This window comes from Streptomyces sp. NBC_01481 (genome assembly GCF_026339995.1).
Classification (GTDB): Bacteria; Actinomycetota; Actinomycetes; order Streptomycetales; family Streptomycetaceae; genus Streptomyces.
This window is the reverse complement of the sequence record NZ_JAPEPT010000004.1, coordinates 727771-742386: the sequence shown is the minus strand read 5'-3', so window position 1 is coordinate 742386 and position 14616 is coordinate 727771. Positions and strand designations below refer to the sequence as shown.

Sequence of the window (14616 nt, the reverse complement as noted above, 5' to 3'; positions counted from 1 at the left end):
CACTGCCGAACTGGGTATCGGTCGGCCGTACTTTATTCCCCGGCTCATGCTGTTTCAATAGGCGCCCTCGAATTCGCATAGCGCAACGAGATGTTGGGCATGTATTAACCGAGGTGATCTGGCGCGATGGCAGCCGCGCGCACGCCACACGGCGCACGGCTGCTGATCGTTCTGCCCGAAAGGGCGGCTGTACGGGCGCCGTTCTCCTCGGGCGGTGGGTGCCGCCAGGATCGCTACCGTGGCCGCAGGCCCGCCGAACGCCGCCGCTCCGCCGACGTCGAGGACATCGCATCGGAGGCGTACGTCGCAGTCGACCCGCGCCGGAGCGGGGCTGTCATCCCGCCAACACCAGGGACCGGTCCCGGGGCTCCCGGCATGAGTTACTCGTCCCCGCTTGATCGGACAACGCCCGTTCGTCGGACGGTTCGAGGCTCAGGATCGGATCGTTCCTCAGGATCAACCGGCTCGCTCCACGCGTTCCGTTCCCTCCACTTTCTCTTCCGTTCAATTTCCGTTCCATTCAACGGCGTCGGAGGCAGGCACCCTGCCTCCGGACCCTCCAGCACGCCCACTCCACCCGGGAGGCTTTCCGGGCGTGCTGCAGGAGAGGTGATGCCATCGTCTTCGCCCCGGACCAGCTGGTCGGAACCGCGGCAGTCTCTGACTCCAGGGGCTCGACACAGCGGTTCCCGCACATCACGCTGATTGACCAACGCACGGCCCGCGCCAGAAAGTGATGCCGTTGTACCTCGCTGACAGTCGGAGTACTCCTACACCGCCCACCCGCACCGGTTTTGGACGGCGGTCTGCCGTTCCCGGCACCGTGCTGGCGCTCGGGACCGTCAGCCTGGTCACCGATGTGTCGTCGGAGATGGTCACCGCCATCATGCCGCTCTACCTGGTGACCGGGCTCGGCCTGTCCCCGCTCGGCTTCGGACTCCTGGACGGGATCTACAACGGGGCCAGCGCGCTGGTACGGCTGCTCGGCGGACACCTCGGCGACAAGGGCGGAAACCGCCACAAGGCCGTAGCCGCCGCGGGATACGGGCTGTCCGCCTTGTGCAAGCCACTGCTCCTGCTCGTCCATACCGGGCCGCTCATCGGTGCCGTGTTGGCGGTGGACCGCACCGGTAAGGGGCTGCGTACCGCCCCCCGGGACGCCATGATCTCGCTGGCCACCGAGCCCGCACAGCGGGGCAGGGCCTTCGGTGTGCACAGGGCCATGGACACCACCGGGGCGCTGCTCGGACCCCTGGTCGCCTTCGCCCTGCTGAACCTGGCGGTTGACGGCTACGACGCGGTGTTCGCGGTGAGCGGGTGCATTGCCGCACTGGGTGTGCTCATCCTGCTGCTCTTCGTCCCCGGGCACCGGGGGACAGTGCCCGCTGCAGCCCGGCCGTCCGAGCAAGAGCGCGGATGGCGGGCCGCGTTGGGGCTGCTGCGGCTACGTGGACTGCGGCGCCTGACCGGCTGCGCGGTACTGCTGGGGCTGACCACAGTCAGCGACTCCTTCCTGTACTTGCTGATCCAGCGCCAACTCGGTCTTCCCGGGCATCTCCTGCCCCTGCTGCCCCTGGGCACTGCCGCAGCATTTCTGGTGCTCGCCGTGCCGCTGGGCGCGGCCGCCGATCGGATCGGCCGACGCCGACTCTTTCTCATTGGCCATCTCCTGCTGCTCGTCGGGTACGGATTGCTGCTGGTGCCGCTCTCAGACGGTTGGACGGGGGTCCTGCCGGTGCTCGTGCTGCACGGGGCGTTCTATGCCGCCACCGACGGGGTGCTGGCCGCGGCCGCGGCCGACACCCTCCCTCCGGCCCAGCGCGGCACGGGACTCGCCCTGGTCGGTACGGGCCAGGCGCTGGCCCGCTTCACCGGCTCACTCGCCTTCGGCGCCCTCTGGTCAGCCTGGGGCACCGGCATCGCACTGGCCACCGCCACGGGTGCGCTCGCTGTGTGCACAGCGGCCGCGATGCTCGTACTGCGCCTCACCGGCAGCCGGGTGACGAAGGAGAGCGCTTCGTGACGCCGTTGCCGAGCCGCCCTGGCTTCTCCCGCACCCGAGACCCCTGGGTGGGCCAACCCTGCGAATGGCCGGCCCGGCCCCATCGGAAAGGCAGGGCCTGATGACCCGCAAGAGCCGCCTTCTCACTTTGCTCACCGCCGTTCTCGTACTGGGTTCGGTCGCCGCCTTCGCCGTGCACCATGCCGCCGAACGAGCCGACCGCCGAAGTCGTCCGCAGCCGGGCGGACCGGCAGTCGCGGACGGCCGCGTGTCCCTGGCCGCGCCTGCGGGCGCGGGGCGGCGCATGATCTTCCGCAGTACGGCCTACGGCCCACACCGCGACGAACTCGCCTCGGTACCTGCCGAACGGCCCGACGGACAGCGCGCTACGTCGGGGGTGAAGTGCCTGCGCTTCTTCGCCTCAGGCGGCACCGGGATCTGCCTGCGGAGCGCCCAAGGGCCCCTGCAGAACAGCTACCGAGCGGTGATCCTCGACGAGCAGCTGAACGAACGGCGCAGCTACCCACTGGCAGGGGTCCCCAGCCGGGCCCGAGTCTCGCCATCAGGGCACCTGGTCGCATGGACGGTCTTCGTCAAGGGGCACTCCTACGGCGACACAGCCTTCTCCACGCGCACATCCATCCTGGACACCCGCACGTGGAAGCTGCAGGACAACCTGGAGGAGTACGACCTGAAGTTGGACGGCCACGGATACCGATCCCTCGATGTGAACGTCTGGGGCGTGACCTTCGCCGACGATGACCACTTCTACGCCACGGTGTCCACCCGCGGGCAGACCTATCTCGCGGCAGGCGACATCGCGGCGGACACGCTGACCACTGTGCACAGCAATGTGGAATGCCCCTCGCTCTCTCCGGACGGCACCCGGATCGCCTACAAGAAGCGGGTGCCCGGCCTACCGGCCGACTCACCCTGGCGCCTGTATGTGCTGGACCTGCGGACCATGACCGAGACCGCAACGGCCGAACGCAGCAATATCGACGACCAGGCGGTGTGGGCCGCCGACGCAACCCTCGTCTATGCCAGGCCCGGGAAATTCGTGACGGACCTATGGACCGTGCCCGCCGACGGCAGCGGGGCACCAACACAGCTGGCGAGCGCGGCCTTGGCACCGGCTTTCATCGGTTGACCGCCGGAAACCACCTGTCCACCGCCCGGCGTCCGTGCCGACCCCGATTCCTCGACGGCTCCCAGCGGGCGACACCCCTCGCCGTCGGCTGGGCGGACCGCGTCGGGCTGCACCAGCTCTTCCCGCTTGTGGTGCACGCCGTGCTCTTCGGCCGTGGCTACGCGGAGCAGGCCCTGAAAACGGCTCGGGCGGCACTCGCGCGGTGAGCGCGGGCACCGCCCGGAGCGACCTCGAGGGCGAGGAAAGCGAAAGAACTTGTTTCAGGAAGGAATTGAGAAGGAAGCCCCTTCATGGCCTCGCCGTGGGCAACGCTAGCACTCAGCCAGGGATCAAGTCGCGCAGATTTTCGAGGGTGATGACCCGGGAGTCCGGGTGCAGCCCTTCGGGACGTTCGAGGCCGATGTACATGACGGGCTCGTCCGGGACGGGCTCGCCGTCCCACAGATCCACGGACGTGGTGTCGCCGGACATCAGGTCGATCAGGTACCGCACCGTCAGATGCTCGCGCTCCACGATGGCGCGCACCACCTTGGACACCGACACCTGGTTCTCCTCGACCCGGTTGGCCGCCGAGATGCCTTTCAGATACAGGTGCAGCCACTTCGCGCGCCACCGGCCGTCGTCCTCTCGCCGGAACACGAGCGGCAACGCCACTCGACCCACCCCGCGAAGCTCCGACTTCATCCGCACCGTGCGCGGCTCGAACGGCCGGCCCTTCTGCTCACCGTCGCGCAGCATGAAACCGAAAAACGACTCCTCGACCTCCTCGAAGCCCTCGCCGGCGTAGATGTTGACCTGCGGAACGATGAATGTGCTGCGTACCCGGTCAAGGGACAGGTTGATGAATTCCGAGGCCCCGTCAGCCGCCTCGGTGACATCGCCCGAGTGCTCGCCCCCGACAGCCTTGAGGGATGTGTAGGAAAGCCAGGAGTCGGTGCTGTAGTCGGCGTGGAGAAGCAGCGCCGAGAGATCGTAGTCGGTCCGGTCCTCGGTCTCCTTCCAGTACACGAAGAAGCGCAGCTGGCCGCCGTCGACCGCCGAGACCGAACCTCGCGGCAGTGCGCCGAGCCCGGCCGCGGTCGCCCTGCCGCTGAGCGGGAGCGCCACATCGAGGACGTCGGGGTCGAGCAGCAGCCGGCCCGGCGCCGGGAGCCTGCGGCGCATCTCGGCGTCGAGGGCGGCGATCAGACGATCGCGGTCGGCGGCGGGGACGGGCGGCCGGACGTCGGGGGTGGCCCAGCCGCGGCCCCGGCGGTTGACGAAGATCCGGGGTTCGTCGGTCTCCCGCTCCCGGTTCTGGAAGTGCTCGCGGACCGAAAGCACGACCCGGCCGGAGACCTCGGGAGCGACCCGCACCGCGGCGGCCACCACCGCGTCCCGCTCCTCCTGGTCGGCGGCGATACGCAGCAGGAGGTCCAGGGCGCGGAACAGCTTGCCGGGAGCGGACATCAGCAACTGCACCGCACCGAGGACATCGAACTCGTCGAGCAGCTTCTCGACACGGCTGTCGAAGGACCGCGCCTCCTTCTCGCCCCGCGCTACGGCGAACACATCGGCGGCGTGCGGCCAGCGCGGGTACTCGTGGGGGTGGAGACGCTCACCGAGCCGCTTGAAAGGCTCGCGGTGCGCGTGCACATCGGCCAGCTTGGCGGGGTTCGCCGCGACCACGGCGTCGAGGCCCGCGAGCAGCGCACGGCGGGCCGGCCGCGAGAGAGCCCGAAACCGGGTCGGCTCCTGCAGCGTCACGTCGCCGCCCGACAGCGCGCAGGCCAGCCGCAGCACATCAATGACGGTGTCCAGCAGGAGGTCCGCGCCGACAGCGAGACGGGCCTCGTTGACGACCGCCCGGTTCTCCCGGACCGGGATCGACTCCGGCTGGGGGCCGAGCGCGCACCGCTCGGCGAGGGTCTTGAGGTCGCACAGGTGGTCCTCGCCCAGTGGCGTCGTGCTGCCCGCCAAGGCCAGGTACAGGTCCGTGAGCTCGTCGTCCAGGTCCCGCCCGAGGTGCAGGACAGTCACCCGGTCGCCCGCCGAGGCGATCAGCTCGTCCTGCGCCGCGAGCATCTCCTCGTATGTGTGCTGGTAGCGGCCGTACGTGGGGAGGCTGAGCAGGTCCAGCACCCCGTGTGCCAGCTGCGTCAGCACGTTCTCGCGCGACTTGTCGTCGCGGAGCGCGTTCGTCACACACCGCATCCAGAACTCTTCGGTGTCCGGCACGTTCGCCGGAAAGTCGATGAAGTACGAGTTGTGCCGGACGTGGCCGCCCACCATCTCGCTCACGGTGCGCAGCGTCCGCTGGGCGATGCGTACGACCGCGGCCTCGGACAGCGCCGACAGCCGCTCCAGCAGGTCCGCCGAGAGCTTGAAGCCCACGGATGTCAGCGCCGCGTCGAACTGCCGTGCGGCGGTGGCTCCTTCCCCGGCGGAGCCGTTGGGGGAGCAAAGGCGGTGTGTGTGCCGGATGACCAGCGATTCGAGACTGTGCGCCATTCGGGGATGATCGCAGAGGTGTGCGAGCCGGTGCACAGGAGTTTTTTGTACGCGCTCCGACGCTGTGATCACACCCGCCCCAGCAAGATCATCTCACCCGCGACCGACAGTTGCGGGACAGCCCTGATAGCTGCGAGAACCCGCTGCTAAATTCGTCCGCCATGCGATCACGTGAGTACGACCTCGACTTCCGCGACAGGGCCGGGCGAATACGCGCCTGGGGTATCGGTCTGTTGGCTGTGGCGACGCTCCAGTGGACATGGTGTGCCCTGTTGCTGCTCACGCCATACGAGGTCGATGAGGAGCCCGGCGACCGTTACCCCGCGGAGTGCGAGTCACGGTTGTTGACCGAACGTGGTACGGCCAACGACGGCCTGCAAAGGGGTGATTGGTGCCAGAACGAACGCGACTGGCCTGAAGCCCTGGCTGTGCTCGGGCTGTCCGTGCCGGTGTCGGTCGCTGGTGTGGCGCTCTTCACGAGCGGCAGTGTGAGTATCCGGATGAGCGCCCACGCCGAGGCGATGCGCGAACTGGACAAGTTCGCCGACACACGGAACGCGTAGCGGACTCGATACGAAGACCGCGATGTGTTATGCGGACTCGGCCCGTCAGCTCCGACGCAGGGCGTTTGCCCGCCGTACCGCGGGCGGTCATGGGGCGTCCGCCGGGCGGTACCCCTCGCGCGCTCTCCTTGGGGCGCCCCCCGCCAGCTCCCTCACCCGCAGAGGTCGACTCACCATGGCAGAACTCAACCGCCGCCGCTTCCTGCAGTTGGCAGGTGGCGCCACCGCACTCACCATGCTGTCCGACAGCATCGCCCGGGCGGCCGCCATCCCCGCCCAGGGCACCACCGGCAGCATCCAGGACGTCGAGCACATCGTCGTCCTGATGCAGGAGAACCGTTCCTTCGACCACTACTTCGGCGCGATGAAGGGCGTACGAGGCTTCGGCGACCCCCGCCCGGTCACCCTGCCCAGCGGCAAGTCCGTCTGGAACCAGGCGGCAGGCAAGAAGGTCACCCTGCCGTTCCGGCCCCCGGGCGACGACCTCGGCATGGAATTCCTCCAGGGCCTCAACCATGACTGGGCGGGCGGCCAGAAGGCCTTCAACGAGGGCAAGTACGACCAGTGGGTGCCCGCGAAGACCGCCACCACCATGGCGTACCTGACCCGCGATGACATCCCGTTCCACTACGCGCTCGCGGACTCCTTCACCATCTGCGACGCGTACCACTGCTCCTTCATCGGCTCCACCGACCCCAACCGCTATTACATGTTGACGGGCCACACCGGCAACGACGGCACGGGCGGCGGCCCGGTCCTCAACAACGCCGAGGCCGGGTACGACTGGACCACCTACCCCGAGCGCCTCGAGGCGGCCAGCGTCTCCTGGAAGGTCTACCAGGACATCGGCGACGGCCTCGACGCCGCCGGCTCCTGGGGCTGGATCAACGATGCCTACCGCGGCAACTACGGCGACAACTCCCTGCTGTACTTCAACAAGTACCGCGGAGCCCAGCCCGGCAACCCGCTGTACGACAAGGCCCGTACCGGCACCGACGCCAAGAATGGCGACGGCTTCTTCGACATTCTCCGCGCCGACGTCCAGGCCGGCCAGCTGCCGCAGATCTCCTGGATCGCCGCGCCCGAGGCCTTCTCCGAGCACTCCAACTGGCCGTCCAACTACGGCGCCTGGTACATCTCTCAGGTACTGGACGCCCTGACGTCGAACCCCGACGTGTGGGCCCGCACCGCCCTCTTCATCACCTACGACGAGAACGACGGCTTCTTCGACCACATCGTGCCGCCGTACGTGCCGTCCGGGCCCGAGCATGGCCTGTCCACCACCCCGACGGCGCTCGACTACTTCCCGGGCAAGACGGGCTACGTGGCCGGACCTTACGGCCTCGGCCCCCGCGTCCCCATGCTCGTCGTCTCCCCCTGGAGCACCGGCGGCTACACCTGCTCCGAGACCTTCGACCACACCTCGATCGTCCGTTTCATGGAGCGCCGCTTCGGGGTGGAGGAGCCCAACATCTCGCCCTGGCGGCGCGCCGTCTGCGGCGACCTGACCTCCGCCTTCGACTTCGCGCGTACGGAGGCGACGCCGGTCGAGCTGCCGCCGACCGACGGGTACTTCCCGCCGGACCGCGACCGCCACCCCGACTTCCTGGCCCCCGCCCCGGCCGTCGGCACGATGCCCCGGCAGGAGCCGGGCGCCAAGCCCACCCGCCCGCTCGCGTACGCGCCGCACGTGGACGGATCCGCGGACCCCAGCACCGGCAACTACCAGCTCACCTTCAGCGGCGGCCCGGCCGCGGGCGCCCAGTTCTACGTCACCTCGGCGAACCGTAGCGACGCGCCCTGGACGTACACGACCGAGGCGGGCAAGTCGATCGCGGACACCTGGAACTCGCGGTACTCGAAGGGCGTCACGGACCTGACCGTCCACGGCCCGAACGGCTTCCTGCGCCGCTTCCGCAACCCGGGCAAGACCGCCGGCCCCGAGGTCGCCGCCCGCCACAACGCGGCCACCGGCAACCTCGACCTGACCTTCACCAACGCCGGCACCGCCGACGCCTACCTCACCGTCACCAACTCCTACGCCGGCACCCCCCAGACCTTCACGGTCCGCAAGGGCGCGACCGTCACGCACTCCATCGACCTGGGCGCCTGCCGCAACTGGTACGACGTGACGGTCACTTCCACCACCTCGTCCAACTTCCTCCGCCGCCTCGCGGGCAAGGTCGAGACCGGTGCCTCGGGCCTGTCCGACCCGGGCATCCTCACCAACTGATCCTCACCGGCTGATCCGGTCGTCGGCCGCCGGCAGCACGCGCCGCTCCAGCACCGCGAGGTGCTCGGGGCGGCGCGTCTGCGCATGCCGGAGGGTTGCCGAGGATCGCAACTCCAAGCTCGCACCGAAGGGCGCTGGGCGGTCCGACGGTGGCGGTCTTCACCGACGACACGGTCTCGGTACGCTGGGGCCTCCCGGAGTACCGCACACGCCGTACTACCGGACCTTCGAGACCGCAGTCGACGCGTCCGCTCACCCCTATGAGTTCATCGTGCCCATGGTTCCCCCGACGTGGAACGCTCCTCGGCCCATGAGTTCGACGCACTCCTCGACGTGCCAACCACCAGCGCACACTCGGGCCAACCAGATCGCTAGGAGCCACTCAAGCGCCAACGACCTGGTGCGCAATTGCCTCGCGCACGAGCCGCCCCGCGAGCTACCCTCGCGGCCATGACGTCACACAATGCGCCTGAAGGCTCCCGGATCGCTCCCGGTGGTGCCGGGCTGGTGATCCGGCAAGAGACCGCTGACGATCACCGAGACGTTCGCGAGGTTCATACGCGCGCCTTCGGTGACAGCGAGCGGGTTCCCGGGCTGGTAGAGGCACTTCGCATTGCGGAGGCTGCCTTGGCGCCTATGTCCTTCGTCGCCACCGTTGATGACCTGGTCGTCGGACATGTCCTGCTGAGCGCGACGCGGTTGGACGCTCCGCGCCGGATCGTGGACGTCCTGTCCCTGTCACCGCTGGGCGTGGTCCCGGAGTTCCAGCGCCAGGGCATCGGTACTCAGCTCATCACGTACGCTCTCGCGGCGGCCGACAGCCAGGGTGTGCCGTTGGTATTCCTGGAGGGTTCGCCGCGCTACTACGGCACGCGCGGCTTCGAGGGTGCCGGCGCGGTGGGCTTCCGTTCGCCGTCGCTGCGTATTCCTGAAGCCGCGTTCCAGGTCGCCCGGTTGTCCGCTCACGAGCCGTGGATGACGGGCACCTTCGTCTACTCAGAGGTTTTTTGGGCCTTTGACTGCGTCGGCCTGCGCGCCCACGAGGCCTGAGGGCCTACCCGCAGGCACTCGACCTGATCCCCAGGACCATCACAGTGGCGATGTCCAGCTCGTCGTCGGTTGCGCGCGATCAGCGAGGCGGCGGGCCGTAACGTGAACAGGCCCGCGGGTTCATTAGGTTCTGTCCGGCGGATCATGTGAAAACTAGGCTGCGACGATGGACCGAGTAACCGACATGCCCGAGAGCTTCGCCCAGCCTGCAGTCCGGCCCAGGCGAATGACTACGACTGCTTCGCCGAGGCGTTCTCCGCCGAAACCGAGAACAACCTCGTGAACGCGTACTACGAGCGGCCCGCGATGTTGGCCCTCGCCGGAGACGTGGATGGCCGTCGGGTCCTGGACGCTGGTTGCGGCTCGGGCCCCCTGTCCGCTGCACTACGCGACCGCGGTGCGGTCGTCACCGGCATCGACGCCAGCGCCGGGATGCTGGCACTGGCCAGGCGGCGCCTCGGTGACGACGTAGCCCTGCACGTGGTCGATCTGAGCGAACCCCTGCCCTTCGCCGACGGTGCGTTCGACGACGTGGTCGCGTCGCTGGTCCTGCACTACCTGGAGGATTGGGGACCGACGCTGGCCGAGATGCGGCGAGTGCTCAGGCCCGGCGGCCGACTGATCGCGTCGGTGGACCACCCTTTCGTGGCCTACACGATCCAGGATCCTCGGCCCGACTACTTTGCGACCACCAGCTATAACTTCGACTGGACGTTCAACGGGCAGTCCGTCCCGATGAGGTTCTGGCGCAAGCCATTGCACGCGATGACCGATGCCTTCACCACCGCCGGCTTCCGCCTTGCCGTCATCAGCGAGCCGCAGCCCGACCCGGCCGCCCGTGAGCTGTTCCCCGACGACTTCCACGATCTTTCGACCAAAACCACCTTCCTGTTCTTCGTCGTCGAGGTACCGCCGTCGGCGCTGTAGGCGTCGTATCCGGTGCGAGCCAGGCTCGCGGCGTGGTTGGTGGGTTCGGGCAGGCGACGGGTGCGCAAGGTGGTGGAGCGGCCGGCATAGCGCACGGTCAGGTTCAGCCGACCGGACACCTGTGGCGATCGACGCCAGCGCAAGATCGTCGCCACCGCCCGGGGCGTCGACACCCTCCAGGACCTGCAGCGGCAGGTACGGGAAGCCGAAGACCGGCTCCTTGAGGCGCTCGATGAGAATGAGCGCCAAGCGTTCCGGATCCTGCTCAGCCGGATCGCCTGCGACGTTCGGGACATGGACTTGACCGCTGCCCCCTGCGAGGCCACATCCGACCCGTGCGACGTCGCCGAACCCGGGTCCTGGCTCGACCGTCTACCCACCGGCGCGCGCCGGGCGACGACCCGGCAGGCCGACCGACATATTGGGCGTCCCTGCGGGGGCCGTGACAAAGGAGGAATTTCATCTGGGCCGGCGCGGATTTCGGGGCGGGACGGGTGAACACGGCGCGCTCCGCGCGTGCCAGGGCGTCCAGGACTTTGCTCCGCTTCGGGCCCGGCTGCTGCGTGTCATCGGTCGTCATGCCCCGACGATCAGGGCGCGGGCCTGAGGACAATGTCCGCGCCCGCGCGTCGGCTTACAGCTGTCCGCGAGCCGGCTGGTTGGCGATTAGCAGCGTGGTGCCGGCTGGGCGGAACCCGAGGCGGGCGTATATGCGAGCCACCTCGTCCTCGGCGTAGGCGAGGAAGACGGTGCGTATGCCGTGGTCGCGGGCGTGGGTGGCCAAGGCCCTTGTGACAGCAGCGCTGAGCCCCTGGCGGCGGGCGGTGGGGAGGGTGCAGATTCCTCCGATCTCGGTGGTTGCGTTGGCCGGGTGGTAGTGGCCTGCGGCCAACGGGGTGCCGTCCGGAGCAAAAGCCGCGACCAGCGTCTTGTGGCCGGCGCGGAGTGAAGGGCGGGTCGTTGACGCCGTGCCGTCTGTTACAAGTTTCTCGGCTGCCATCGCCAGCTCGGTGCGGCCCGCCGACCCCACCGCCGTGCCCTCTGCCGCGAAGGCCAGCCCTGGGAGGGCCAGGACGGCGGGCAGAGCGGGATCGTCTGCAGCCAGGGCCCGGATCGTGACGCCCTCGGGAAGGGGCTGCGACGGCAGCCGGTGGTCCGGGTCGAGGACCATCAGCGGGCGTTCCGCGACCGGGAGCCCCGCTTCCTCGATACGGATGCGCAGCGAAGGCGTTACCTCGGCGAGCCACTCGAAGGCATCCGGGACGCCGAGTTCGCGCTGCCGGGCACGCACCCGAGCGATGTCGGCGGCGGTGACAACCGCAGAGCTTGCCGAGGTGGGGCGGGCATGATTGGGGCCGCCGTAGTACGGCGCGCCGGGCTCCTTTCGTACGAAGAGACGCAGCGGACCGAACTCCTCGGCTTCGGCGAACAGCAGCGGCACAGTTGCGTAGTACCGCTCAATACGGTCACGCAGGGACGACTCACTCATGCGCACATCCCATCACAGGGCGGTCCGGCCACACGTCCGGAAACATCGCGAGCGGTCTCGGTGACGACAAGCCTGCCCATGTGAAATGGAGCGTGCTTCGGCACAACTGTGACTGAGCACCTGGCGGTTGTGTGAGTGCCTGTGCCGGCGCGCCGCAGTCTCGACGTTCCGGTCAGCGCCCACGACAGCACGGGAACCGTCCTGGCCCAGAGCATCGGCCACCAGATTGACGAGATCGGCGTACGCCTTGCCGCCCGGGACCCGTTGGCGGCTGGTTTCCGGACCACCGCTCCCCCGCCCCGCCGATGGCCGGCGAGGGGCATCCTCACACCGCGTGCTGGTTGAACGACGCAAAGTTTTGTGTGATGTGATATTGCACCCTCAACTGCCGTGGGTCCGTGCTGTGCCGACGTCCCGGCAGCCCCACCCGGAGCTCCCGTCTCAGCAGAGGACTGAAATGAGATGATCTGGAAGTTCGCGCGATGGGTCGCCCTGATCGGCGCGGCGGCCGTCGTCATACCGAGTGGGCTCGCGTCGACGGCGACCGCTGTCCCACAGTCCGCGCGCCCGAAATGTACGCTCAACGTCCCGGCCAGCCCCCGGTCGGAGAGCCCGGCCAGTTGTGTCGCGGTCGATCTGAAGCTGGAGAAGCTCCCGGCCAAGGGTGAGACGGTGGCCCTCCGCGTCAGCCTCCGTTCCCAGGTCGTATCCATTCGTGGGGTGGGTTCTCCGGGTTGCTCGAGCGATGTAGCAACCAGGTAGTGCGAACAGTGGCCTTGGCGGCGTCTTCGGATTGGCTTACAGCCGCCAGGCTGCTACGAGGTTCTGCACCGGGTCGCCGCCCTCACGCGCGAGGTAGAGGGCGCGGGAGCTGACCCACAAAACGGTCGGGCCGAGGTGTTCCGGGTAGCGCTTGAGCATTGAGTCGAAGAACTCCACCGGGGTGTCGTGCGCGGCCAGATCGGCCTCGGCGTCGTCGAGGTATCGGCGGGTCTCTGCGATGAGCCGCTCCGCGTTGTCGTCGAGGGCCTTGTTCTGGTGACTCGCCACGATCCGGCGCGGTTCCAGTGTGGCGACGGTGTCGATGGCCTTGCGCCAGGGGCCGAGGTTGCCGTCGGCTGACTCAGCGAGGTACATGTGCACGCCGTTGTAGATCACGTCGCCGGCCACCACCAGATCGAGGTCCGGCACGTGCAGCACCGCGCTGTCGTCGCTGTCTGCGTGCCCCACTTCGACGATGTTGAGGTCGTGTCCTTCGAGGGTGAGGCGGTTGCCGGGCACCGTGACGGCCGTGACGGGGGACGGGGGGATCTGGCCCGGCCACATCACGTCCCACAGCACCTCCCGGGCATACACGTTGTTGTGCATCTGTGCGACGGCGCCTGCAGAAGTGACCACCTGGGCGCCGAAGCGCTCGGCCAGCCCCCCGGCGGTGAACCAGTGGTCGCCGTGCCCGTGGGTGACGACGATGTGCGTCAGCCGCTTCCCGCTCGCCTCGACCCAGTCACCGACCGCTTGCGCCTGGTCGACGGTGAGCGGCGGGTCGACGAGCACGGCGTCCTGCGTGCCGTGGATCAGGGTGACCGCGATGGGCTGGAAGTTGCGGGGTTCTCCGTTCGGGAGCGGTCCGGGACCGGCCATGGGCAGCGGGTCCGCGACGAACACGCCATAACCGAGGCCGGAGTTGGTGCTGAGGTTGCTCTGGGTGGACATGATGTCTCCTGTCAATCACTGCATGTGGTCTGGTGGTTGGTGTCGTCGTCGGGCTGTTCACACGCGTTCGAGGAACTCCTTGACGTCACGTGCGAACTCTTCGTGGTGCTGGAAGAGGAAGCCGTGCGCCGCGTCCGGGTAGATCTTGATCTCCGCGCCGGGGATGAGCCCGGCCAGCAGGTGGGAGTAGCGCGGGAGGATCATCGGGTCGCTGTCGCCGCCTGCGACGAACACCGGTGCCCGGATCGCGGTCACCCGCTCCAGGAGCGAGAAGCTGGGGATGCCCCAGGCGGTGACCGCGTCGTACTGCGCCTGGCGCGTCTGCCACGTGGTGGGCGCATCCAGCTCGGCCCGGGAGAACATCCGCCCCATGGCCTTCTCGCCGGCCAACCGGCTCTCCGGCGAGTGGGTGTAGAAGACGTCGAGCACCAATGCGGGAACGACCTCCGGCTTGCCCACCGAGTCGATGACCCACTGCGCCCACCCGTGCATGCCGGGCGCGCCCTGGGGCGCTGCCGAGGCGAGCACGAGACGCCGTACCAGCGCGGGCCGGATCAGCGCGATCTCCTGGGCCACGAAGGAGCCCAGGGAGAAGCCGAGGATGTCGACCTGCGCCAGGTCCAGGGCGTCGATGAAGGCGATGGCGTCCAGTGCCATCTGCGTGACCGTGCTGGGCGAGGTGCCGCTGGATCCGCCGACGCCGGTGTTGTCGAAGGCGATGACGCGCCGGCCCTGGGCCAGGGCGTCGACCAGCGCCGGATCCCAGTAGTCGAGGTTGCCCCGGAAATGCATGAGCAGAACCAGCGGTACCCCGCCCTCGCCGACCTCGCGATACGCGTACTCGATGCCGTTGGCTGCAGACACCGTCTTGATAGGCGCCTGCGCGTAGGACTGGGTCACCGGACTCTCCCTTTCAGGGTCGGCCTCGCGGGAGCCGTGATCGATGCTCGGGTGGGCAGGAGCCGGCACTGGGCCACTGAGCGCCATCAAGGTATAGCG

Annotated in this window: 9 protein-coding genes and 2 pseudogenes; 7 read left to right on the top strand and 4 right to left on the bottom strand. The window is 68.6% G+C overall.

The features are described 5' to 3' along the window. Window positions 1-736: 736 nt before the first annotated feature. The 3 genes and pseudogenes from OOK40_RS25070 to OOK40_RS25060 all read left to right on the top strand — a co-directional run. Window positions 737-2023, top strand: a complete 1287-nt coding sequence (locus OOK40_RS25070) for an MFS transporter (RefSeq protein WP_266486102.1) — start codon at window positions 737-739, stop codon at window positions 2021-2023. A 100-nt stretch (window positions 2024-2123) separates the two neighbouring features. Then, a complete protein-coding gene (locus tag OOK40_RS25065) occupies window positions 2124-3152 on the top strand; it encodes a TolB-like translocation protein (RefSeq protein ID WP_266486100.1) in 1029 nt (342 codons plus the stop codon). 44 nt (window positions 3153-3196) lie between these two features. After that, window positions 3197-3358: pseudogene (locus OOK40_RS25060) on the top strand (fructosamine kinase family protein); the annotation flags it as partial. A 112-nt stretch (window positions 3359-3470) separates the two neighbouring features. On the opposite strand, the gene OOK40_RS25055 reads toward OOK40_RS25060, so the two are convergent. Further along, entirely contained in the window at window positions 3471-5642 is a 2172-nt protein-coding gene (locus OOK40_RS25055) for a TerD family protein (protein WP_266486098.1), read from the bottom strand. 161 nt (window positions 5643-5803) lie between these two features. On the opposite strand from OOK40_RS25055, the gene OOK40_RS25050 reads away from it, so the two are divergent. The 4 genes and pseudogenes from OOK40_RS25050 to OOK40_RS25035 all read left to right on the top strand — a co-directional run bounded on the left by OOK40_RS25050 (window position 5804) and on the right by OOK40_RS25035 (window position 10415). Continuing rightward, complete coding sequence (locus OOK40_RS25050) at window positions 5804-6205, top strand: hypothetical protein (protein WP_266486095.1); 402 nt, start codon at window positions 5804-5806, stop codon at window positions 6203-6205. Window positions 6206-6380: 175 nt separating this feature from the next. Continuing rightward, the gene (locus tag OOK40_RS25045) at window positions 6381-8438 is read left to right on the top strand and encodes a phosphocholine-specific phospholipase C (RefSeq protein ID WP_266486092.1); all 2058 of its coding nucleotides are present in this window, start codon (window positions 6381-6383) and stop codon (window positions 8436-8438) included. 450 nt (window positions 8439-8888) lie between these two features. Further along, the gene (locus OOK40_RS25040; RefSeq protein ID WP_323136107.1) at window positions 8889-9488 is read left to right on the top strand and encodes an N-acetyltransferase; all 600 of its coding nucleotides are present in this window, start codon (window positions 8889-8891) and stop codon (window positions 9486-9488) included. 166 nt (window positions 9489-9654) lie between these two features. Then, window positions 9655-10415: pseudogene (locus OOK40_RS25035) on the top strand (class I SAM-dependent methyltransferase). A gap of 634 nt (window positions 10416-11049) precedes the next feature. Here the strand turns inward: OOK40_RS25035 and OOK40_RS25025 are convergent. The 3 genes from OOK40_RS25025 to OOK40_RS25015 form a co-directional block, all read right to left on the bottom strand. Next, window positions 11050-11904 carry a GNAT family N-acetyltransferase gene (locus OOK40_RS25025; protein ID WP_266486089.1) on the bottom strand — a complete coding sequence of 285 codons (855 nt, stop codon included), beginning with the start codon at window positions 11902-11904 and terminating at the stop codon, window positions 11050-11052. Window positions 11905-12702: 798 nt separating this feature from the next. Continuing rightward, window positions 12703-13617: an MBL fold metallo-hydrolase gene (locus OOK40_RS25020; protein ID WP_266486086.1), complete on the bottom strand. Its 915-nt coding sequence runs from the start codon at window positions 13615-13617 to the stop codon at window positions 12703-12705. A 57-nt stretch (window positions 13618-13674) separates the two neighbouring features. Further along, window positions 13675-14517 (bottom strand): alpha/beta fold hydrolase, encoded by an 843-nt coding sequence (locus tag OOK40_RS25015; protein WP_266486083.1) that lies wholly within the window; start codon window positions 14515-14517, stop codon window positions 13675-13677. Window positions 14518-14616 lie beyond the last annotated feature (99 nt).